The 21,413-nt window shown below is 67.0% G+C and carries 19 protein-coding genes; 8 read left to right on the top strand and 11 right to left on the bottom strand.

The features are described 5' to 3' along the window. Positions 1 to 54 precede the first annotated feature (54 nt). Entirely contained in the window at positions 55 to 372 is a 318-nt protein-coding gene (locus FIV50_RS06370) for a WhiB family transcriptional regulator (protein ID WP_140036706.1), read from the bottom strand. Positions 373 to 530: 158 nt separating this feature from the next. Then, positions 531 to 1,673: a mannose-6-phosphate isomerase, class I gene (gene manA, locus FIV50_RS06365; RefSeq protein ID WP_140036705.1), complete on the bottom strand. Its 1,143-nt coding sequence runs from the start codon at positions 1,671 to 1,673 to the stop codon at positions 531 to 533. 87 nt (positions 1,674 to 1,760) lie between these two features. Between manA and FIV50_RS06360 the strand changes: the two genes are divergently transcribed. From FIV50_RS06360 to FIV50_RS06345, 4 genes are all read left to right on the top strand, one after another. After that, positions 1,761 to 3,176 carry an O-antigen ligase family protein gene (locus FIV50_RS06360; RefSeq protein ID WP_140036704.1) on the top strand — a complete coding sequence of 472 codons (1,416 nt, stop codon included), beginning with the start codon at positions 1,761 to 1,763 and terminating at the stop codon, positions 3,174 to 3,176. Beyond that, complete coding sequence (locus FIV50_RS06355; protein WP_140036703.1) at positions 3,173 to 4,471, top strand: O-antigen ligase family protein; 1,299 nt, start codon at positions 3,173 to 3,175, stop codon at positions 4,469 to 4,471. The genes FIV50_RS06360 and FIV50_RS06355 overlap by 4 nt, the downstream gene beginning before the upstream one ends. A gap of 98 nt (positions 4,472 to 4,569) precedes the next feature. After that, complete coding sequence (locus tag FIV50_RS06350; RefSeq protein ID WP_140036702.1) at positions 4,570 to 5,526, top strand: glycosyltransferase family 2 protein; 957 nt, start codon at positions 4,570 to 4,572, stop codon at positions 5,524 to 5,526. A gap of 4 nt (positions 5,527 to 5,530) precedes the next feature. Further along, positions 5,531 to 6,154 carry a hypothetical protein gene (locus FIV50_RS06345; RefSeq protein WP_140036701.1) on the top strand — a complete coding sequence of 208 codons (624 nt, stop codon included), beginning with the start codon at positions 5,531 to 5,533 and terminating at the stop codon, positions 6,152 to 6,154. A 30-nt stretch (positions 6,155 to 6,184) separates the two neighbouring features. Here FIV50_RS06345 and FIV50_RS06340 read toward each other — a convergent pair whose 3' ends face one another. Both FIV50_RS06340 and FIV50_RS06335 read right to left on the bottom strand, forming a co-directional pair. Then, positions 6,185 to 6,550 carry a hypothetical protein gene (locus FIV50_RS06340; protein ID WP_140036700.1) on the bottom strand — a complete coding sequence of 122 codons (366 nt, stop codon included), beginning with the start codon at positions 6,548 to 6,550 and terminating at the stop codon, positions 6,185 to 6,187. A gap of 43 nt (positions 6,551 to 6,593) precedes the next feature. Beyond that, positions 6,594 to 7,292 carry a glycosyltransferase family 29 protein gene (locus FIV50_RS06335; protein ID WP_219846267.1) on the bottom strand — a complete coding sequence of 233 codons (699 nt, stop codon included), beginning with the start codon at positions 7,290 to 7,292 and terminating at the stop codon, positions 6,594 to 6,596. A gap of 83 nt (positions 7,293 to 7,375) precedes the next feature. Here FIV50_RS06335 and pseI point away from each other — a divergent pair, with 83 nt between their 5' ends. Next, on the top strand, positions 7,376 to 8,437 hold the full coding sequence (gene pseI, locus FIV50_RS06330) for a pseudaminic acid synthase (RefSeq protein ID WP_258184450.1): 1,062 nt from the start codon (positions 7,376 to 7,378) through the stop codon (positions 8,435 to 8,437). A 9-nt stretch (positions 8,438 to 8,446) separates the two neighbouring features. Here pseI and FIV50_RS06325 read toward each other — a convergent pair whose 3' ends face one another. Further along, complete coding sequence (locus FIV50_RS06325) at positions 8,447 to 9,931, bottom strand: bifunctional UDP-2,4-diacetamido-2,4,6-trideoxy-beta-L-altropyranose hydrolase/GNAT family N-acetyltransferase (protein WP_140036699.1); 1,485 nt, start codon at positions 9,929 to 9,931, stop codon at positions 8,447 to 8,449. A gap of 106 nt (positions 9,932 to 10,037) precedes the next feature. Between FIV50_RS06325 and pseB the strand changes: the two genes are divergently transcribed. Genes pseB through FIV50_RS06310 form a run of 3 tightly spaced genes read left to right on the top strand, consistent with a single transcriptional unit; the run spans position 10,038 to position 12,882 of the window. After that, positions 10,038 to 11,027, top strand: a complete 990-nt coding sequence (pseB, locus tag FIV50_RS06320; RefSeq protein ID WP_140036698.1) for a UDP-N-acetylglucosamine 4,6-dehydratase (inverting) — start codon at positions 10,038 to 10,040, stop codon at positions 11,025 to 11,027. A 2-nt stretch (positions 11,028 to 11,029) separates the two neighbouring features. Continuing rightward, positions 11,030 to 12,154: a DegT/DnrJ/EryC1/StrS family aminotransferase gene (locus FIV50_RS06315; RefSeq protein ID WP_140036697.1), complete on the top strand. Its 1,125-nt coding sequence runs from the start codon at positions 11,030 to 11,032 to the stop codon at positions 12,152 to 12,154. Continuing rightward, complete coding sequence (locus tag FIV50_RS06310) at positions 12,151 to 12,882, top strand: cytidylyltransferase domain-containing protein (protein WP_140036696.1); 732 nt, start codon at positions 12,151 to 12,153, stop codon at positions 12,880 to 12,882. Before FIV50_RS06315 ends, FIV50_RS06310 begins: the two co-directional genes overlap by 4 nt. Positions 12,883 to 12,907: 25 nt before the next feature. Here the strand turns inward: FIV50_RS06310 and FIV50_RS06305 are convergent, their stop codons facing one another. From FIV50_RS06305 to FIV50_RS06280, 6 genes are all read right to left on the bottom strand, one after another. Further along, a complete protein-coding gene (locus FIV50_RS06305) occupies positions 12,908 to 13,645 on the bottom strand; it encodes an ABC transporter ATP-binding protein (RefSeq protein WP_140036695.1) in 738 nt (245 codons plus the stop codon). Then, positions 13,642 to 14,463 carry an ABC transporter permease gene (locus FIV50_RS06300; RefSeq protein WP_140036694.1) on the bottom strand — a complete coding sequence of 274 codons (822 nt, stop codon included), beginning with the start codon at positions 14,461 to 14,463 and terminating at the stop codon, positions 13,642 to 13,644. Before FIV50_RS06300 ends, FIV50_RS06305 begins: the two co-directional genes overlap by 4 nt. A 10-nt stretch (positions 14,464 to 14,473) precedes the next feature. Beyond that, positions 14,474 to 15,610, bottom strand: coding sequence for a UDP-galactopyranose mutase (glf, locus tag FIV50_RS06295; RefSeq protein WP_140036693.1), 1,137 nt, complete (start codon positions 15,608 to 15,610; stop codon positions 14,474 to 14,476). Between the two features lie 94 nt (positions 15,611 to 15,704). After that, the gene (locus tag FIV50_RS06290; RefSeq protein WP_140036692.1) at positions 15,705 to 17,783 is read right to left on the bottom strand and encodes an acyltransferase family protein; all 2,079 of its coding nucleotides are present in this window, start codon (positions 17,781 to 17,783) and stop codon (positions 15,705 to 15,707) included. Between the two features lie 71 nt (positions 17,784 to 17,854). Beyond that, positions 17,855 to 19,999, bottom strand: coding sequence for an acyltransferase family protein (locus FIV50_RS06285; RefSeq protein WP_140036691.1), 2,145 nt, complete (start codon positions 19,997 to 19,999; stop codon positions 17,855 to 17,857). Next, on the bottom strand, positions 19,996 to 21,411 hold the full coding sequence (locus FIV50_RS06280; protein ID WP_140036690.1) for a sugar nucleotide-binding protein: 1,416 nt from the start codon (positions 21,409 to 21,411) through the stop codon (positions 19,996 to 19,998). Before FIV50_RS06280 ends, FIV50_RS06285 begins: the two co-directional genes overlap by 4 nt. Positions 21,412 to 21,413: the final 2 nt, after the last annotated feature.

Here is a 21,413-nt window from a genome sequence, read left to right as displayed (position 1 = left end):
CAGCCTAAGCGCGCGGCGGGAGTCCGAGGCATACCCGCCTCGGCGTGGCCGCGATCAGCTCGCGCGACGCTTGAGCTTGCGGCGCTCGCGCTCGGAGAGGCCGCCCCAGATCCCGAAGCGCTCGTCGTTGTTGAGCGCGTACTCGAGGCACTCGCCGCGGACGTCGCACGATGTGCAGATCCTCTTGGCGTCGCGGGTGGATCCGCCCTTCTCGGGGAAGAAGGCCTCGGGATCGGTCTGCGAGCAGAGCGCGTCGCTCTGCCACGCCAGAGCGTTGTCGTCGTCGGCCTCGATCTTCCGAACCCCGGGGACACCGAGGTTGATCGGATCGACGAACCAGTTCTCCGGTACGTCTGAACGGTAACCCGTCATCTCGCTCTCCAACCCCTAAATTCCGCCCCCTCGGCGGGCCGTGCTCAACTAATTACACCCGTGTCATTCGCATCGGTCAAGTCGCGGATCGTAAACCCTCAATCCGGTCTTGAAGGTTCTTGACCTCCGCACGGCGTGTCGCACCCCCGCTCAGAAGGTCACCCTTGAGAGGCAGGATCGCCGGGAGAGGCGACGAACGCCTCGCCTCGGCCGCTGATCGTCAGGCGCTGCTCATCGGTGGTCGCGAACGCGACCCTGCCGACGGGGACGTCGCGCAGAGCGCCGTCCGCCCCGCTCACCGCGACACGACCGGCGGTGGCGAGGACCATGGTCGGTCCGTCCACGTCGATCACGACGCTCGCGCCGTCGAGCTCGATCCTTCGGAGCGAGAAGTCGGCGACAGGGGCCGGGTACTCGGTGACCGCATCCGCAGCCACCGGACGCAGCACCGGCACTTCACCCGTCGTCGTGTCGAGGATCGAGAGCAGCTCGGGCACGTCGATGCGCTTGGGAGTGAGTCCCCCACGCAGCACGTTGTCGCTCGCCGCCATGATCTCGACCCCGAGCCCTGCGATGTAGGCGTGCAGGAGCCCGGCCCGCAGGAAGACACCCTCTCCCCTGCGCAGCACCACGTGGTTCATGAGGAGCGCGACGACCACACCGGGGTCCCCGGGGTAGGTCTCCGAGATCGCCGCCACCCCGCGAATCGTGGTCGCCCACTCCCCTGACGCCGAGCCTGCGGCCGCGTGCACCGAACCGACGATGTCATCCACCACCGCCTGCGCCTCGCCTGACAGCAGCCAGCCGATCGTGTCGCGCAGCACGTCACCGGGGCCGCGGAGACGAGCGGCGATCTCCTCGACCCCCGCACTGTCCCCCAGCACGTCGAGCAGACGCAGGGTGTCGGCGATGGGGCGCAGCCCGCTCAGCGACTCGAAACGATCGCTCAGCGCGACGATCAGCTCCGGCTTGTGGTTGTCGTCGCGATAGTTACGATTCGGGTCTGTGTCGGCGAGCGCCGACTCCCGCGCCCACCCCGCTCTCGCCTGCTCGATGGTCGGGTGCACTTGGATCGACAGCGGCGATGCGGCAGCGAGCAGCTTCAACAGGTAGGGCAGGGACCCACCGGTGACGGCGTCGAGCGTCCCGTCGCCCTGCACATCCGCAGGGTCCCCCGGGTGGTCGCCGAACCACACCTCCGCCTCAGGGCCGCCCGCAGGGGTGCGGCCCTCCAGGTCGGCGAGAAGCGTCGTCGAGCCCCAGGCGTAGTCACGGGGCACATTCGAAAGGCTGAGCAGCATGTCACCAGGGTATTGGCATGCGAACTCGCCGTGCCACGGCGCACTGCATCAGGTTCGTCGTGATCTCCGCGCGGTAGCCTGAACGCGATGGCGCAATACACGAAGCACCCGGTCGCCGCCCCGCCCACCGCTCCAGAGCGTGAGTCGACGGGGCATCTTCTGCTGCGCGGGTACATCGGCCTCGTGCTCTTCGCGACCTTCGCGCACTCGGCGGTCTACAACCTCGTGGGCGAGATCGGTGCATTCGTCACGCTCATCGCGTTCCTGATCGCGACGCTCGCCATCGGCGTGCCGATGGTCGCCCGTCGCCGTCCCGCCGCGTTCGCCTGGCGCCGCCTGCCGTGGGCCGCGATCGCCTACACCGCGCTGGCCCTGCTCTCCGTCGCGTGGTCGCAGTGGCGAGGAGCGACCGTCGTCACCTGGGTCCTACTCGCGACCGTCACAGTGAACGCCCTGTTCATCGTGCACGTGTTGTCGTGGCAGGAGATCGTGCGGGCGCTCGCCTCCGCATTCAAGTGGATCCTCGGACTGTCCCTCGCGCTCGAGCTGTGGGTCGCTCTCGTCGTGCGCGCTCCGATCCTGCCGAACTTCTTCGTCCGCCCCGAGGGCGAGATGAATGCGCACTGGTACTGGGTCAGGGGCAACCTGCTCGAAGGCGGCCGCATCCAGGGGATCGTGGGCAACTCCAACGTGCTCGCCATCGTCTGCCTGTTCGCGATCCTCACCTTCGGCGTGCTCTTCGCCGCCCGCGCGCGGTGGCGCACGACCCTTGCCCTCTGGACTCTGCTGGCGGTCTACTTCTTCCTCCGAGCCGGGTCGGCCACCGCATACGCGTGCGCGGCGGCCGCGGCCCTGGTGCTCGTCGTGGCGCTGCTGATGCGCCGCACGAAGAACCCGGGCGCGCGAACGAGGCTCTACGTGGTGTCCATCGGCGGCACCGTGATCGCCGGAGCCGCAGTCTGGCTGCTGCGGGAGCCGCTCTTCGCCCTGCTCGGGCGCAGCGCAGACCTGACGGGCCGCTCCGACAAGATCTGGGACCAGGTCCTCGCGCGTGCAGCCGAGCACCCGATCTTCGGCAACGGCTTCTCGAGCCCCTGGGTCCCGTTCGACCCGGCCTTCGCCGGGTGGATCGAGGATCACGGCATCACCGTCTTCCATGCGCACAACATGTGGCTCGACGTACTGATGCAGCTCGGCGTCGTCGGTGTCGTCCTCATGGCGCTCGCCTACCTCAGTCTGCTCTGGCGTTCGTGGTTCTTCGCGGTCGACCGACCTCGCTGGGATCTGAAGTCCGACCGCAGCTTCTCGTCGATCACTTTGCTCCCGAGTCTCTTCACCGTCGTGCTGCTCGTGCAGGGGCTCACCGAATCGACGCCCATCATGCTCTGGGGCTGGATGCTGCTGGTGCTGCTGACCTTCAAGATCAAGGCCGTGCCCCTGGTCGGCGTGGGCGAACGTGAGCGCGTGATCGAGCGCGGCGAGCGAAGCCGGCGGGTTCCGTGACGCCGCAGCGTCGTCTGAGCGACCTGCTCGGCTCCGCAGAGTTCGCTCGTGCGTACACGGTGGCGGTCCTCACCGCGGTCTTCTCGTCCTTCACGATCGAGGCCGCGGCCTCGCACGTGACCCTCGCCACGGTCATCGCGGTGCTGTGCCTGCTGGGCGCCTGCGTCCTGTGGGTGCGACGAGAAGAGCTCTCGCTGCTGCGCATCGCTCCGTCGTCGCTCCTGGCCTTCCTCGCCTGGGCGGCCGTCAGCATCGTGTGGTCACCCGACAAGTCGGCCACCGCCTTCGGCTGGATGGAGCTCGTCGGATTCGCGTTCCTCGCGGTGACGGTCGGTCACATCCGCGACACGCTCCAGACCGTGCGAGCTCTCGGAGACTCGCTGAGATTCCTCCTGCTCGTGTCGCTCGGCCTCGAGATCCTCTCCGGAGTGCTGCTCGACACTCCCTTCATGTTCCTCGGAATCCAGGGCGACCTGGCCGTCGGAGGTCCTGTGCAGGGGATCTTCGGCAGCAGGAACATGCTCGGATTCGTCACCGTCATCGCGCTCATCACGTTCGTGATCGAGTGGCGGACGCAGTCGTTGACGGCTCGCATCGCGATCCCGTCGATCGCGCTCGCGTCTCTGCTGGCGTTCTTCTCGTCCTCCCCCACCGTGCTGGTGCTCGCGGCCGCGGTCGGCGTCGTCGCCGTCGCTCTCGCGATCGTCCGTCATGCACCTGCGGAAAGACGGACCATCGTGCAATGGGTGCTCGGCGCTCTCGTCGCCCTCGCCCTCGCTGCGGCCTTCGCCCTGCGCCACGTGATCATCGCGCTGCTCGACGCGGGCTCCGACTTCTCGATCCGAGCGACCCTGTGGAACACGATCCTCGATTTCGTCGCTCTCAAGCCCGTGGAGGGCTGGGGCTGGTTCGGGTCCTGGGCCCGCGGCGAGTTCCCCTTCACCTACATCAATTTCCTGCTCGACGACCACCATCAGAGCGCTCTGAACGCCTACTTCGACGTCCTGCTGCAGTTGGGCGCGGCAGGGCTCGTACTCTTCCTCCTGTTCGGCGGAATCGCCACCATCCGGTCGTGGCTCGTCGCGAGCGTGCGACGTTCGGTCGTCTACGCCTGGACACCTCTGATGCTCGTCACTCTCGCGGTGGAGTCGATGTTCGAGAGCTTCACCCTGGTCGGCGCGGGGTGGTTCATGCTGGTCCTGTGCGCTCTGCGGGCCGGGCAGACGAGGTCGTGGCGCGAGAGCATCGATGCCGCGCACACCGGCGCGATCCCCACCCTGCGCCCCGAACGCTGATCTCTCCGCCGCGCCCTCGGCGGATTCCGAACTGCGCCGGGTAGGGTGGAGCTGCTCGCGGCGCCCTGCGGGCCCCCAGCCACCGGAGATTTCACCTCGTGACTCACGCCCCCTTCGACCCGGCGTCCGCGACGATCGTCATCGTCACGTACAACCGGTCCCACCTCCTGACCGGTCTCCTCGAGAGCATCACCGCGATGGACCCGAAGCCGGGCCATGTGGTGATCATCGACAACGCCTCGTCCGACGACACCACCGATGTCGTGGAGTCCTTCCGCCCTAAGCTCGGCACGGAGGTCGTCTACCGCCGACTCGAGACGAACACGGGCGGATCGGGGGGCTTCAGCGAGGGTATGCGCACCGCATACGAGCTCGGCTCCGAATGGATCTGGATGATGGACGACGACGTCGAGGTCGTCACCGACGGTCTGGCCAAGATGGGCAGATGGGCTCCGCGCTTCAAGAGCATCCAGGGCCGCCGCTACGACTACGACGGCAGCGAGTTCTACTGGCAGTACCGGATCGCCGAGCGCATGGGCATCCCCATCCCGTTCGCGCCGTCGGGTTTCGACGCGTCCGGCTTCAAGGAGATGAACAGCGGATGCTTCGAGGGGATGTTCATCCACCGGTCCATCGTCAAGCAGATCGGTCTGCCCGACCACCGCTTCTTCATCTACTGGGATGACCAGATGTACGGGTGGCTCGCCTCACGCAAGACCACTGCGGTGATCGTCGACGAGTTCGTGCTGCGACGCACTCGCGAGATCAAGCAGTGGGACATGGGCATCCGCCATATGAATGCGTCGAGCAACGCCTACCGGTTCTACATCATGCGCAACCGGGCCTACATCAAGCACTATTACCGCGTGCACGGCAACTACAACCCGGTGCTGTTCGGACTCGGGACGTCGATGACCTTCGCGAAGGAACTCATCCGTCTGCTGTTCGTCGAGCGCACGGTGCGCGGAACGAGCAATCTGTTCCGGGGACTCAAGGAGGGCGGCAAGCTCGGCCGCGATCGCTCCTGGAAGCCCATGCCCGCTCTGGAGGACTGACACCATGACCGACGAACCGCAGCCGGACCTCCGCTGGGCCCCGCTGGAGCCGAAGCCGAGCAATCGTGGTCGAGTCTGGCTCATCGTCGGACTCGTCGTCGCCGCGCTCGTCATCGTGGGCGTGCTGCTGTTCTTCCTCCTTCCGCGGGGAGAGTCGCCGGCGCCGGGCGCCAGCGGGTCGCCCTCCCCTTCCGCATCGCCGTCGACGTCGCCATCGACGTCGCCCTCGTCGTCGCCGACGCCGACCCAGACCGAGGCCCCACAGCCGACGGCGGCGCCTGAGCCGTCGACGCCGGTCACGACCCCGCCGCCCGCCGTAGACCCCTCGGTCGACGCCTTCCGCGGGCAGGTGCAGGGGTGGCTCGATGACGCTCTGACCGGGCTTCAGATCGCGAGCGAGAGCAGCGGCCAGGACGCCACGTCCGTGATCGAGAGTCTTCAGGCCGACGCCCAGCGACTCGGCGAGACCGCTCCTCCCGGGTCCATCGAATCCGCGTGGGGCGCCGCTCTGAACGACTACATCCAGGCGCTCAGCGCCGTGCATTCGGACGTCGCTGCGGGCGCACCTGCGACAGTCGACGGCGCACGCTCTGCCGTCAACCAGCTGCGCGGCATCGTCGGGCTCTGACCGAGAGGCCGAATCCCGCGTCGGGCGGGCTCAGTCGACGCTGGACTCGAGGCGGCGCAGGCGCTCCTCGTAGTGCGCGGCGAGTTCGAGCCGGATTCGCGAGCGCTCGTGTTCGGCCTGTGCGCGGCTGAGCGCGCCGTCGGCATCCAGGTTCCCCGCATCGAGCCGCACTCGCAGCCACTCGAAACGCTGCTCGAGCGCCGCGACCTGCGGGGCGATGCGATCGAACTCGGACCTGATGTACGAGAAGTCGGCCTGAGTGCCGGCGAGGCGTGCCTCGTAGTCGCGCTGCGCGTTCTCGAACTGCTCGAGGGCGCGCCCGATTCTGGCGTCCACTCTCGCATCCACACGGCGTTCGACGACGGCGTCCAGTCTGCGACGGAGTCGGTTCAGCATTCAGTCCTCAATCATTCGGGTGATTGTCGATGGTCGGTGAAGTTCAGCGGTGATAGCTGACGCGGCCTGATTCGATCCAGCCCCGCACGAGCTCCGATTCCAGGTCGATCCGGTGTTCTTGCCCCACAGCCGAGGGATCACCGTAAGCGTGGTTCCAGGATGTCTGATCCGGGGCGTCGACGAACGAGAACCCGGCGGCATCGACCCGAGCCTCAGGGAACAGGCGCGTCGCGATCCACAGCATCACGGTTCCCGTCGTCGCCCACTGGCCACCGCTGCGCGGATCAGCTCCCATCGCCTCGCCGAGAGGCAGCACCACTTCACGGTTCGGCATCGTCACGATTCCGAGGTCTGCGGGCCAGAAGGCGGGAAGCTTGGGGTTCTCCCAGAGCAGTCGTCCCGGTTCGATCATCAGATAGAGACGCTCGGTGTAGCCCTCGAAGAACCAGGGGGTCGGGCGCACACCCCGGTTGAACACGACGACGTCGGCGCGGTGTCCGACCGACGGTGCACCGTCGACGTCGTCCACTCGAAAGCCGTTGACTCGGAACACGACGTCCGCGGTGTCGATCATCTCGGCCCGCTCGTCGGACGGCTCGAGCGGTTGGTTGCCGACGACGGCGATCCGGCGCACCGTTGCGGTTCGCCCGTATGCGCTGACGAGCGGACGGAGTCGGTCATAGAACTCGGCCTCACCGGCCATCGCCCTGTCATCACCGACAAGATCCGTCGCATGCCCCATGAGACCTCAGCTTAGGGCACGCCGTCTCCGGCTCCGGCGGCACCGCGGCGAGTCCGCCGCAGGACGCGTCTAGAGTTGTCGGCGTGACTTCTTCGCAGACCATCCAGCTCTCCACCGCGAGCATCGGCGCCGGTTCGCCGGTGTTCACCATCGCTGAGATGTCGGGAAACCACAATGGCGATATCGATCGCGCACTCGCGATCGTCGACGCCGTCGCCGCCACGGGTGCCGATGCCCTGAAGATCCAGACGTACACGGCCGACACTCTCACGATCGATTCGGACAGACCCGCCTTCCAGGTCGCGAGTGACCACGGTCTCTGGGGCGGCCGCAACCTGTATTCCCTGTATCAGGAGGCGCATACGCCGTGGGAGTGGCACGCGCCGATCTTCGAGCGCGCACGGAGCCACGGACTCATCCCGTTCTCCACTCCGTTCGACCCGAGCTCGGTCGCGTTCCTCGAGGAGCTGGGCGTGGAGATCTACAAGACGGCATCCGCCGAGATCGTCGACCTGCCGTTACTCCGCGAGGTCGCCCGCACCGGCAAGCCGATGATCGTGTCCACCGGCATGGCGACGCTGTCCGAGATCGACGCGGCGGTCACCGCCATCCGCGGCGCCGGTGGCACCGAGCTGGTGCTCCTGGCCTGCACGGCCGCCTACCCCGCGGTTCCCGAGGAGGCACGGCTGGGCAACATCGAGGCGCTGCGGAACGCTTTCGACGTCCCGGTGGGGCTCTCCGACCACACGCTCGGCATCGGAGTCGCGGTCGCGTCTGCAGCCCTCGGTGCAGTCGTCATCGAGAAGCACGTCACGATCGACCGCACGGATGGCGGCGTCGACGCGGATTTCTCGCTCACGCCCGACGAGTTCCAGGCCCTCGTCGTCGCCTCCGAACAGGCACGTATCGCGTCGGCGAGCGGTGTGTCGTTCGGACCGACGGCCCAGGAAGAGGCGGTTCTCGCGCTTCGCCGATCTCTGTTCGTCGTCGCCGACGTGCGTGCCGGTGACAGCGTGAGTCCTGAGAACGTGCGGTCGATCCGCCCCGCCGGAGGGCTGCGCCCCGATGATTTCGCCCTTGTGAGCGGACGCACGTTCACGAGAGACGTCGAACGCGGCACGCCACTGACCTGGGACGTCCTCTAGGTCAGGCTGCTAGGACAGTCGCCATCTCGCCAGGGTGAGGAAGCCGTCGTCATCCTCGGGCAGATGCGGAAGATAGCCGGCGCGCTCGAACAGCCGACGAGACGCGGCGTTGTCGCGGTGCACCGCAGCGACCAGGCGAATCGGGAGCTCTGCGGTGAGCGCTCTCTCCGCCGCGTGAACCGCCGAGGCGGCGATACCGCGTCCACGACTCTCCGGAGCGACGGTGATCGAGATCTCCCAGTCGTCCGCCGACCTCCTGTCCCAGCGGCAGGTGGCGACCGGCTTCCCGTCTGATTCGATCACGAGGAGTCGACGGTCGGGATCCTCCAGGCTTCTCGCGAGCCAGTCACGGTGCGATCCCCAGTCGACCTCGCCGCGCGAGCGCGAGTTGACTCGGACAGTCGGATCGTTGCGCCACTCGAAGAGCTTCTGCCCGTCGTCGAGGGTCGCAGGGCGAGCGATCACAGCAGGTCCAGGTGCGATCTGGGGTCGCGTGCGCAGAAGCTGCTCCCACGAGGCCACGATCCGCCAGCTTCCGAGCCCGTCTACGATCCGCTTCAGGGCGGCAGCCGTCTCGGCGAGCGATCCCGGTGAATCGAGAAGGTCGGCGAGCAGGCCGATCCGCTCGTCGAGGCTCTGATGGGGCGGCTCCCCCAGGCCGACGGCGAGCCCCCGCTCGACGACCTGGCGGTAGCCGGTTCGCTGGTTGTCCGCCACGCAGACGAGTGCCATCGGCAGTCCCATGCACGCGAAGTCCCAGACGGAGGTTCCGGCCGCGGTCACGGCGAGATCGTGGTTCCGGGCGACCGCGGGGAGGTCGTCGACGAAACCCAGGACCTCGACGGAGTGACGCGAGGTCTCGGCCGCTGAGCGCACTCCATCGCTGCGCCGGGGGTCGATCACGGTGATCTGCAGCCTGGCGGGCAGACGATCGAACTCGGCGACGACGCGAGCGGTCACACCGTGGGGGTCCGTCCCGCCCATCACGACCAGCACCCGAGGCACGGCCGAGCGCGTCGTCCGCACCTCGCGCTGCGCGAGCACCTGCGCGCGCACGACCACGGCGTCGATCCCCGCCAGATGGCTGAGGCTGCGCTGAGGACTCGCGAAGGTGCGCTCGGATGCCAGGTTGGCATCGGTCGCGAGATCGGCGTCACGCACGCCGAACGGACCGTCCTGCATGTTGCTGATCAATGGCCCGAGAGACGTGAGATCGGGAATCTCCCGGTAGCTGTCCAGATGGATCACATCGACACCGCGCGCAAGATCGGCGAAGTCGCCGAGGTTCGCCGAGGGCCCCCGCGTCGTGAACAGCTCCAGCTCCGGTTCCATCCTGCGCAGGATGCCCGCACCGGCCTCGTCGACATCGCCGAAAACCGACGCCGACCACCCACGGGCGCGCGCGACGCGAGCGACCGTGAGAGTGCGCATCAGGTGTCCCATGCCTGACTCGACACCGGCGTTGCAGTGCAGGAGGACCCGTCGCCCACTCATCGCACGTCCCTCTCCTCCGGGGCGCGCCTGCGCCCACCCGATAGGATAGGCCGGGCATGGAACAACCCGAGCATCCATGCCATCACGACAACGCTGAGGAGACAGAGTGTCGGTTCTCGAGGGCGCGAGCATCCTCATCACTGGCGGCACCGGGTCATTCGGCAAGGCGTTCATACGCCACGCCCTGACCCACCTCAACCCCCGGCGGCTGGTCATCTTCTCGCGGGACGAACTCAAGCAGTACGAGGTGCGACAGCAGTTCGGCGACGACCCCCGGCTGCGATGGTTCATCGGCGACATCCGCGATGAGAGGCGTCTCGCACGCGCGCTGCACGGCGTCGACTACGTGGTGCATGCCGCTGCGCTCAAGCAGGTGGACACGGCCGAGTACAATCCGTTCGAGTTCGTCAAGACGAACATCCTGGGCAGCCAGAACGTGATCGAGGCATCGATCGACGCCGGCGTGAAGCGCGTCGTGGCGCTCTCGACCGACAAGGCGTCGAGCCCGATCAACCTGTACGGCGCAACCAAGCTCACCGCCGACAAGCTCTTCATCACCGGCAATCACTACGCCGCCGCGTACGACACGCGGTTCGCGGTCGTGCGCTACGGCAATGTCATGGGATCCCGCGGGTCGGTCATCCCGTTCTTCTCTCGGCTGGGCGCCGAGGGCAAGCCGCTCCCGATCACCGATCTGCGTTGCACCCGGTTCTTCATCACGCTCCCGCAGGCCGTCGAGATGGTGGTCGACACGTTCGAACTCATGCAGGGCGGCGAGCTGCTCGTCCCCCGCATCCCCTCGATGAAGGTCACTGACCTCGCCCACGCCGTCGTGCCGGGAGCCGAGCTCGTCGACGTGGGTCTGCGCCCGGGCGAGAAGCTCCATGAGGAGATGATCAGCCCGGAAGAGGGCCGCCGCGCGGTGACGGTCAGCGACGGCAAGTACTTCATCATCCAGCCCGACCTCGCCTCCTGGGGCTATCAGATGCCCGCAGGCGCCGTGCCGGTGCCCGAGGGTTTCGCCTATCGTTCGAACAGCAACGACCGGTGGTATTCGCAGCAGGAGATCGCGGAGATCATCGAGGCGGGGATCTGACGGTGCTGCCGTACGGGCGTCAGTCGATCTCGGAGGACGACATTCAGGCCGTCGTCGACGTGCTCCGCGGCGACTGGCTCACGACGGGACCAGCGGTGGCCGCCTTCGAGGCGCGGCTCAGCGAGATCGCCGGAGGGCACCGGGTGGTCACCGCGACCTCGGGAACGGCGGCGCTCCACATGGCGTACGGTGCCGCAGGAGTCACCCGGGGCGACACTGTCATCTCGACGCCCATGACCTTCATCGCCACGACGGCGATGGCGTCGGTCCTCGGAGCGAACATCGTCTTCGCCGATGTCGAAGAAGACACCGCCCTGATCGACCCGGATGCGGTCGACGCGCTCGTGGACGAGCGGACCAAGGTGATCGCCGCCGTCGACTACGCGGGCCACCCTGCGGACTACGACAGGCTCTCGGCCGCGGCCGCGCGGGTCGACGCGCTCGTGCTCGACGACGCCGCTCATTCGATCGGCAGCACGTACAAGAGGCGACCCGTGGGCGACCTCGCGGACCTGACCACGTTCTCGTTCTTCCCCACCAAGAACCTCACGACAGGCGAGGGCGGCGCTCTCGTCGCCAAGGATCCGCTGATCGCGCAGCGCGCCCACGAGTTCCACTTCATCGGACTCGTGCGCGACGCCGACCGATTCGCGATGACGACCGAGGGCGCCTGGCATCAGGAGGTCCACGAGTTCGGATTCAACTACCGCCTCGATGACATCGCCTGCGCACTCGGTCTCTCCCAGTTGGCGCGGCTCGACACGTTCAGGCGGCGACGCGCCGAGATCACTCGTCGTTACGACGCGGCTCTCTCGGGCGTCGACGGGGTTCGCACGCCGATCCAGCGCGACGACGTCGAGCTGATCCGGCATCTCTACCCGGTGCGCATCCTCGACCAGCGCCGCCGAGAGGTCTTCGACCGGATGCGTGCAGACGGCATCGGGGTGCAGGTCAACTACATGCCCGTGTACTGGCACCCTGTCTATGCGGATGCCGGCTACCGCCGCGGCATGTGCCCCAATGCTGAAGCCTTCTACGCCGAGGAGCTCTCGCTCCCCATCCACCCGGAGCTCACCGACGACCAGGTCGACCAGGTCGTCGAGTCGCTCGTCAGGGCTCTCCGTTGACGCGCATCGGGATCATCACCCAGGCGCGGATGACCAGCAGCCGCCTTCCGGGCAAAGTGCTGATCCCCGTCGGCGGCCGGTCGATGCTCGATCACCATATCGACAGGCTCGTCACCGCAGATCTGCCCGTGATCCTCGCCACCACGACGAACGCCGCTGACGACTCTCTCGCGGCCCTGGGGCACGCGCGAGGGGTCGAGGTCTTCCGCGGCAGCGAGGTCGACGTGCTGAGTCGGTTCGCGGGGGCGGCATCTTCCGCGGGGCTCGATGTCGTCGTCCGAGTGACCTCGGACTGCCCTCTGATCGACCCCGCGCTGATCGCTGAAGGCGTCCGCCGGTTCGTCGATCTCGATGATCCTCACGCCCACGTCTCCAACGTCCTCGAGCGGACATACCCGCGCGGGTTCGACTTCGAGGTCTTCTCTGCGTCCGCCCTCGCCGACGCCGACAGGAACGCCGCCGAGCCGGCCGAGCGCGAACACGTCACGCCGTACCTCTACGCAGGACGTTCACCGCGTTCGAGCATCCATTCGATCACCCGACAGATCGATGCTTCACGCTACAGAGTGACCCTGGACACCCCCGAGGACCTGACTGTCATCCGGGCGCTCATCGAGGACCACGGTGCCGCCGTGCTGGACGTCTCCGAGATCGTGGCCGTCCTCGACGCCCATCCGGAGCTCGCCGCGGTCAACGCGCACGTGGAGCAGAAGAAACTCGGCGAATGACCGAGGGGGCGGTCGCCCGCCCGCCTCAGCCGCGGTTGTAGTCGGCGTTGTACCTGTCGAGGACGTCTGCGATCGGACCGTCGAGAACGAGCCCACCCTTGTCGAGGTAGAGACCGCGGGTGCAGAAGCGGCGGAGGTCGCGCTCGCTGTGGCTGACGAAGAAGAGCGTGCGCCCCTCGGCGAGGAGCTCGTCGATGCGCTTGTAGCACTTGTCACGGAACGCCTTGTCTCCGACGGCGAGCACCTCGTCGACGAGCAGGATCGGCTCGTCGAGCTGCGACACGACCGAGAACGCCAGACGTACCTTCATGCCGTTCGACAGGTGCTTGTACGGGGTGTCCTCGAAGCCCGCCAGCTCCGCGAAGGCGATCATGCCGTCGTAGCGCTCGGCGACCGCGTCCCGCGGCATTCCATGCAGTCCGGCCATCAACGCGACGTTCTCGCGCACGGTCAGGTCGCCCACGAACCCGCCCGTGATCTCGATCAGAGGAGCGACTCCACCTTTCACCTTCACAGCCCCCTCGTCGGGGAGCAGTACGTTCGCGACGAGACGGAGCAGCGTGGACTTGCCCTGGCCGTTGCGCCCGACGACGCCGATCGACTCCCCCTGCTGCACCGTGAACGAGACGTCACGCAAGGCCCAGAACTCTCCGGAGCGCGCCCGCCGCGCCGCAGGGGCGAAAAGGTCTTTGAAGTTCTGGCGCCCACGGCGGTTGCGGCGGAAGCGGACACCCAGATCTCTGGCCTCGATCGCGACGGTCATCCCAGCTCCTTCAGCACGGTGCGCTCGAGGGACCGGAACGTCCACACGCCGAGCGCAAGAATGACGAGGGTCATCGCCACGCTGACGAGCAGCGTGAAGAGGTTCCACTGGTCGGGGAAGAACGGCATCCGGTACAGCATGAAGATCCCGGCGAGCGGATTGAACGCACCGAGGGTCTGGAAGATGCCGGGAAGGTCTGTGACGTTGTAGATGATCGGAGTCGCATAGAACATGACGCGCAGGATCAGAGCCGTCGTGCGCTCCAGATCGACGAAGAGGACGCAGAGCGGGGCGACCAGCAGCCCCAGGCCTACGAGGAGGACCGTCTGCAGGAACACGGCGACCGGAACCCAGAGGATTCCCCAGCCGATCTGGACGGTGTGGGCGGGGTCCTGCTCCACCACCAGGTTGATGATCACGAACGCCGCGAGCACGGGCAGGGAGAAGAGGAACTCGACTCCCTTGCTCAACACGATGCGATTGACCCAGATCGATCGAGGGATCGCGGTCGAGCGCACCAGCTTCGCGTCCTTCTTGAACGCACGAGTGAAGTCCGTGACCGACGTGTTGAACCACACCCAGGGCAGCAGGGCGCTGATGAGGAACACGATGTACGGATCCTCACCGACATCGCGGTTGAAGATCTGCGTGAAGACGAACCAGTAGATCACGCTCATCACGAGCGGATCGAGCACCGACCACAGGTACCCGAGCAGGCTCGTCGAGTACCGCACCTTGAGGTCCCTCGCCGACAGCAGCCAGAGGGAATGCAGATAGCGCCGGGGCGTTCCGGGCGCCCCGGCAGCAGTGTGACTCACAGTGCCGAGTCTACGAGAGCGAGTTGTTCCACAGCGACAGCGCCGAGCCGATGGCCATGTGCATGTCGAGGTACTGGTAGGTGCCGAGGCGTCCGCCGAAGTGCACGTCCTTCTCGCCCTTCGCGAGCTCACGGTACGCGAGCAGCCCGTCGCGGTCCGTCGGCGTGTTCACGGGGTAGTACGGCTCGTCCTCGCGGTTCGCGAAACGGGAGAACTCGCGCATGATGACGGTCTTGTCGGATTCGTAGACGTCCTTGCGCTCCGGGTGGAAGTGCTTGAACTCGTGGATGCGCGTGTACGGCACGTCCATGTCGGGGTAGTTCATCACGCTGGTGCCCTGGAAGTCGCCGATGTTCAGCACCTCCTGCTCGAAGTCGAGCGTGCGCCAGCTGAGAGCGCCCGCCGTGTAGTCGAAGTAGCGGTCCACGGGGCCCGTGTAGATGATGGGCAGCTGCCCGACTGTCGCCTTCTTGTTCAGCGGCTGATTCTCGTCGAAGTAGTCGACGTTCAGCTTCACCTCGATGTTGGGGTGATCGGCCATCCGCTCGATCCACGCGGTGTAGCCGTCTGTCGGCAGCCCTTCCCACGTGTCGTTGAAGTAGCGGTTGTCGTAGGTGTAACGCACGGGGAGCCGGCTGATGATGTCGCCGGACAGCTTCTGCGGGTCGGTCTGCCACTGCTTGGCGGTGTAGTCCCGGAAGAAGGCCTCGAACAGAGGACGGCCGACGAGAGCGATGCCCTTCTCCTCGAAGTTGGCCGCCGTCTTGACGTCGAACTCCCCCGCCTGCTCGCGCACGAGGGCCCGCGCCTGGTCGGGCGTATAGGCCGACTGGAAGAACTGGTTGATGGTTCCGAGGTTGACCGGCATCGGGAAGACAGTTCCCTTGTGCGTCGTGTAGACCCGGTGCACGTAGTTCGTGAAGCTCGTGAACCGGTTGACGTACTCCCACACCGTGGCGTTCGACGTGTGGAACAGGTGGGCGCCGTATCGGTGGACCTCGATGCCCGTCTCAGGCTCGGCCTCACTGTAGGCGTTCCCGCCGATGTGGTGGCGACGGTCGATGACCGTGACCTTGCGGCCGGCGTTGGCGGCGCGTTCTGCGATGGTGAGGCCGAAGAAGCCCGACCCGACGACAAGAAGATCCATGTTGCTGCTTTCTGCCCACAAGGCTCACATCCGCGCGGCGTCGCGCACGGCACACAGCAGACAACTCTACCGGCAGCGGACTCGGCGCAACCTGTCAGCCCGCCTCGGCGCCGAGGGGTCCTCCGACCTCCAGCATTCCCTGCAGCATGGGAGCGAGAGTGCGCCCGTACGTGTCGGAGATGTGATTGTCGTCGATGTACACGGCGATATTGCCGATCGATGCCCGACACACGCCCTCGGGGCACAGCCAGGGTCGGAAGTCCACGGCGATGACCCCTTCGGCCGCCGCCAGATCGTCGAGGTCCTCCCCGATGGCGAACCCGGGTTCGGGAACATCGCACGACGCCGCAGCAGCGCCCGGCGCGACCTCGGATTCGTCGAGGGCGCACTCGTACATGTCGACATCGAAGCGCGGATTGTCTCGCACGGCGATCACCTGGATCCCGCTGGCAGTGAGTTCCTCGGCGATCTCTCGGATCCCCTCCACGAGCACCTCGGGAGACGCAGGGGTCGCCCGAGTCACGACGAGGTACACGGCATCGGGCTGCACCCTCGTCGCATACTCGATCGCAGCGGCACGCCACTCCTCGCACGGCGGGCCCGCGGCCGACCAGGTCGGTGCTCCGATGCCGATCGCGCATCCGCCCTTCAGCAGGGCGACGATGCCCCACCCCTGCTGATCGGCGACAACGGTGAGGGGCGACATGAGCTGTTGCGCGTGCGAGTCCCCCATCACGAGCACCCGCCATGCGTCCGAGTCCCCCGCATTCGCGGTCTGCGCGCAGCTGCCCTGCAGCACCGGCTCGACGGGCTCGAGCTCGCCCTCGCAGCTGCTCTTCAGATCCACCCATTCCTCATCGAGTGCTGTGGCCAGCGGGATCAGCGGCAGATCGGCGCCCGAGAGGTCGATCGGGGTGTCGATCTGCGCCGCCCCCGGGTATCCGCCGGTGTCGCTGGCCAGCAGCGCTGCCTCACGCTGCTCGATCGTCAGCTGCCATGCGGCGAGCGGCGCGGCGACGATGAGGACGAATGCCGCGAGAACGAGCGCACCGAGACGATGCGAGCGATCGAGGACGGCTGAGTCCCGAATCGGTCGCTCGACCAGCATCGACACGAGCCTGGCGAGCACGAGCGACACGAGGACGATTCCGAGGCCGGCCGACCACCCCGGCTCGGAACGGCCACTCAACATCATCCAGGTCACGAGGACGGGCCAGTGGACGAGATAAAGCGCATAGGCGTCTCGTGAGACGTAACGCAGTGGCGCTGACTCCAACACCACCGCAGGTCCGCCACGCGGGCGGTCGCGCCCGGCGATGATGACGAGCGCCGTGCAGACCACCGGCCACAGGGCGAGATACCCGGGAAACCCTCCCTGCACGTCGAGCACGATTCCGCACATCACGATGCCGACGATCCCGACCCATCCGAAGACCGCCCCGAGCCACGGTCGAACGCGGATGTGGGGAAGCGCGATCGCGACGAGCGAGCCGGCCGCGAACTCCCACAGTCGTGTGCGTGTGTCGAAGTAGGCGAACGACTGGGCTCGCATCGTCTCGACCACCGAGAACCCGAGCGAGACGACGAAGATCACACCGAACACGAGAGCCAGGGCAGGAACGATCAGGCGCTGTCGTCGGCGGAGCACCACCCACACCCCCGCGATGATCAGCGGCCAGAGGATGAAGACCTGCCCTTGGACCGACAACGACCAGAAGTGCTGGAACGGACTGGGCGTGACGGACTCGCGCGCGTAGTAGTCGACCTCCGACAGGGCGAGAGTCCAGTTCTCGACGTAGAAGAGGCTCGACCAGGCCTCGGTCCAGACGCGCGGCCACTCGGTCTGCGGATACATCGCGAGTGCGACGCCGAGCACGCCGACGATCGTCACGGCGGCCGCGGGCAGCAGCCGTCGGAACCGGCGCAGCCAGAACGGACCGAGGGCAAGCGGGCGCTGCGACTCGAGCCGCCGCACGAACGACGCGGTGAGGAAGAACGCGGAGACCATCAGGAAGACGTCGACTCCGCCCGAGACGCGGCCCAGCCATACGTGGTACGCCACCACGAGCAGGATCGCGAGCGCTCGGAGACCGTCGATGTCGGCGCGGTGTGTCAGAGGGCGCGCGGAGTCAGGGGCGGGAGGCCGAAGCCATGTCGGTCGCGTCGGATTCATGAAGAGGGCGGCGTATCGGCGGGGGGGGTGTCGCCGCAGTCGTCTCGGGTCGACCGTCTGCCGCTTTCAGACTATCTGCTCTGCGTCAGCAGTCGCTCGGCCGCTGCTTCGATATCGGGTCCGAGCAGCCTGGCGAACTCGAGGTTGAGGTGATCCGCGTCGTAGTAGACCGGGATGCCGCCCACCACGGCGTAGCACGAGTTCGCGTCGCAGAAGCGGTCGGTCAGGTCCAGCACGCTGATGGATTCCGATCCGGCCGCCGCACCGGCGGCGACCATCGGGTCGGCGGGGTGCGCCTCAGCGCGAGGACGCGCACAGGATTGCGGCTCGTCGGAGTTGTGGAGGACGCAGTCGGGGCTCCTGACCTCGGCGTTGAAGGGAGGATCCGCGAGCGCGAGCACCTTGATACCCGCGTCGTTCCAGCGCTTCCAGTACTCCAGCAGCCCCTGCGACATCTGATCGATCTGCGGTCTGTCGCTCCCGTCGTCCACCAGCTGAAGCCGAGATGCCATCGCGGTGATGACGAGGTCGGGGCCATCCTCGGTGACGGTCTCGGCGAGGTCGCGGGACCACTCGCGACACCTCTCGACGTCGGCGATGCCCCACGCGCTGCGGAATCCGATGAAGTCGACATCGGCCACGGGGCACCCTCCGTAGTAGCTGGTGTCGACGATCCAGCCGTTCTTCTCGGCGATGTCGAACACGGCCCCCTGCCACTGCTGCGCGTGCGAGTCACCGATCAGCCAGACCCGCGTCGGATCCGCTGCACCGCCCGAGAAGTCGCACTCGTGCGTCGTCCTCAGATCTCCGTAAGCGAGGATCGGCAGGAACTCACCGCACTCCTCAGGGGTGTAGAAGTACTCGTTCTTCTTCGTCATCACCGAATAGTCCGCGGCCCCGAAAGGGTCGGCGCACTCCGCCCCCGGTGCGAGCGCCGAGGGGCCCTCGCACGTCGATGCGAGGAGATCGTCGGGTGGCCCGTCTGCCTCGACCCGCGCACTGTACGAGGCGAGGACGCCGGCCACGAGAGCAGCGATGACGATCATCCCGGCGACCATGAGCCCGAACGCACGGCGCGAGGAGCCACGCCAGTAACCCCAGGTCTGGCCGGCGTCCTCGACGAACCTCTTCGTCAGCGCGGCCAGCACGAGCGCGATCGCGAGCACCGCGATCTTCGACAGGGTGGTCGCCTCGCCCCCGATGACGAACGGCGCGACGACGATCAACGGCCAATGCCACAGATACAACGAGTAGGAGATGCCGCCGACCCACTGCACGGAACGCAGGGCCGTGACCTTCGCATGCCAGAGCGACGCGAATCTCTCGCCGGCGAGGATCACCGCCGCGGTGCCGAGCACGGGCACCAGTGCGGTGTACCCGGGAAAAGCTGTCGTGTGATCGTAGACGAGCGCGGCGAAGACGATGAGGGCGAACCCGAGCAGGCTGACGATGTCGGCGGCAGTGCGCCCGAGAGGTATCCGGCTTCCGAAGAGCGCGATCGCGCCACCGACGGCGAATTCCCATCCGCGCGTGAAGGTCGCGAAGTACGCCTGAGGCGGCGCGACGCTCGTGTAGATGACACTGGCGGCGAAGGAGACGATGCTCACCACCGCAACGACCAGGATCAGCGCGTTGGTCGTCCTCCTCCTCGTTCCGCGACGCGTGCTGGGTCCTGCGGTGCGCCGAGACACGGCGAGCGCTGCGAGCAGCAGCAGAGGCCAGACGATGTAGAACTGCTCCTCGACCGAGAGCGACCAATAGTGCTGCACGACGCTCGCCGCATCATTGAGCGCCGAGTAGTTGACCGACATCGATGCCAGGAACCAGTTCTCGACGTACCCCGCACTCGCCGCGACCTCCCAGGCTCCGCGCTCCCACCGAGGGTAGGGAAGGAACACGACGAGAAACACGAGCGACACTGCGAGCACGAGCATCGCCGCCGGGAGCAGGCGCCGGATACGTCGGGCGTAGAACGCCCCGAGTCGCACTCCCCCGGTGCGCCTCATCTCTCCCACGAGGTGTCCTGTGATGAGGAAGCCGGAGATCACGAAGAAGACATCGACGCCCACATACCCGCCGGGCAGGCGCGACGGCCAGAGGTGGTTGAGCACGACCAAGCCGATGGCGACGGCGCGGAGCGCCTGGATGTCGGTTCGGAAGACCCGCGCTTTCGGCGCCGCGATGAGAGCATCCGCGGTCCGCAACGACGCGCTCACGGCGCGAGATACTCCCGAAGCAGTTCGTCTCCCGCACGAGGGGTGAAGCCGATGCCGTGGACCCTGGTCAGATCGAGCACGCTGTTCAGCGGGCGCGGGGCGACGGGCGACGTCGCCGAGGCGAAGTACTGATCCGTCGACACGCCCGTGACCCGTGCTGCATCATGGCCGACGAGTTCGAACACGCGGCGAGCGACGTCTGCCCAGGTGACGACCTCGCCCTCGGAGGTCAGGTTGTAGACCCCGAACGGGGGCCGCTTCTCGACCAGGGTGCGGATGAGGCGAGCGATCTCGCTCGCGAACGTGAGCCGCCCGCGCTGGTCGTCGACGACCTTCGGGTCCACACCCTTCGCAGCCAGCGAGGCCATGGTGCTGACGAAGTTGCTCCCGCTCCCGATCACCCAGGAGGTGCGGACGATGTAGTGACGCGGAGCCGTCGATACGGCGAGATCGCCTGCGGCCTTGGACTGGCCGTAGACACCGAGAGGACACACGAGGTCGGCTTCCGCATAGGGGCGATCGGCCGACCCGTCGAACACGTAGTCGCTCGACACGTGCACGAGCGTGATGCCGTGCTCTGCAGCGATGCGAGCCAGCGCGGCGGGCCCTGCGGCATTCACCGCCCACGCGTCACGCCTGCCGTCGGGCGTCTCCGCACGATCGACGGCCGTGTATGCGGCTGCGTTGATGATCGTGTCGTAGTCGCGCCACCGGCGCGCATCGGCCAGCGTCGCCGACCCGAGATCGAAATCGGCGCGCGTGGTCCACTCGACGCTCTGCATGCCGTCGAACTCGGACCGCAGGGCAGTTCCCAGCTGTCCGCCCGAGCCGATCACGAGAGTCTTCCGAGGGGCGACCGGCTCCACATCGGAGAGGCGCGGATGTGCGAGATCCTTCGCAGAGACCTCGGCCTCCGCAAGCGGAATGGGCCACTCGATCGCAGCGGTCTCGTCTGCGAGATTCAGGAAGGAGTACGACGCGTCCGGCGACCAGTGGTCGTTCACGAGATACGTGTAGGCGGTGTCGGGCTCGAGGGTCTGATACGAGTTGCCGACGCCCCGTGGCACGAAGATGGCCTTCGAAGGATCGAGCTCGGCGGTGAAGACCGCGCCGAACGTCGGTCCCTCCCGCAGGTCGACCCAGGCGCCGAAGATCCGTCCCGTAGCGATGGACACCCACTTGTCCCACGGCTCGGCGTGGATCCCGCGCGTCGTTCCGACGGCGTCGTTGAACGAGACGTTGTTCTGGACGGGGCCGAAATCGGCGAGGCCGAGCGCGGTCATCTTCTCGCGCTGCCAGTTCTCCTTGAACCACCCGCGCGAGTCGCCGTGAACCGGCAGATCGAAGATCTCGAGCCCCGGAATCGTCGTCTCGGTGCGACTCAGGGACTTGCCGAAGTCGATCTCGCTCATCG

Source organism: Microbacterium foliorum, assembly GCF_006385575.1.
GTDB lineage: Bacteria > Actinomycetota > Actinomycetes > Actinomycetales > Microbacteriaceae > Microbacterium > Microbacterium foliorum_B.
The sequence above is the reverse complement of the archived record's forward strand: the minus strand, read 5'-3'. Positions and strand labels throughout refer to the sequence as shown.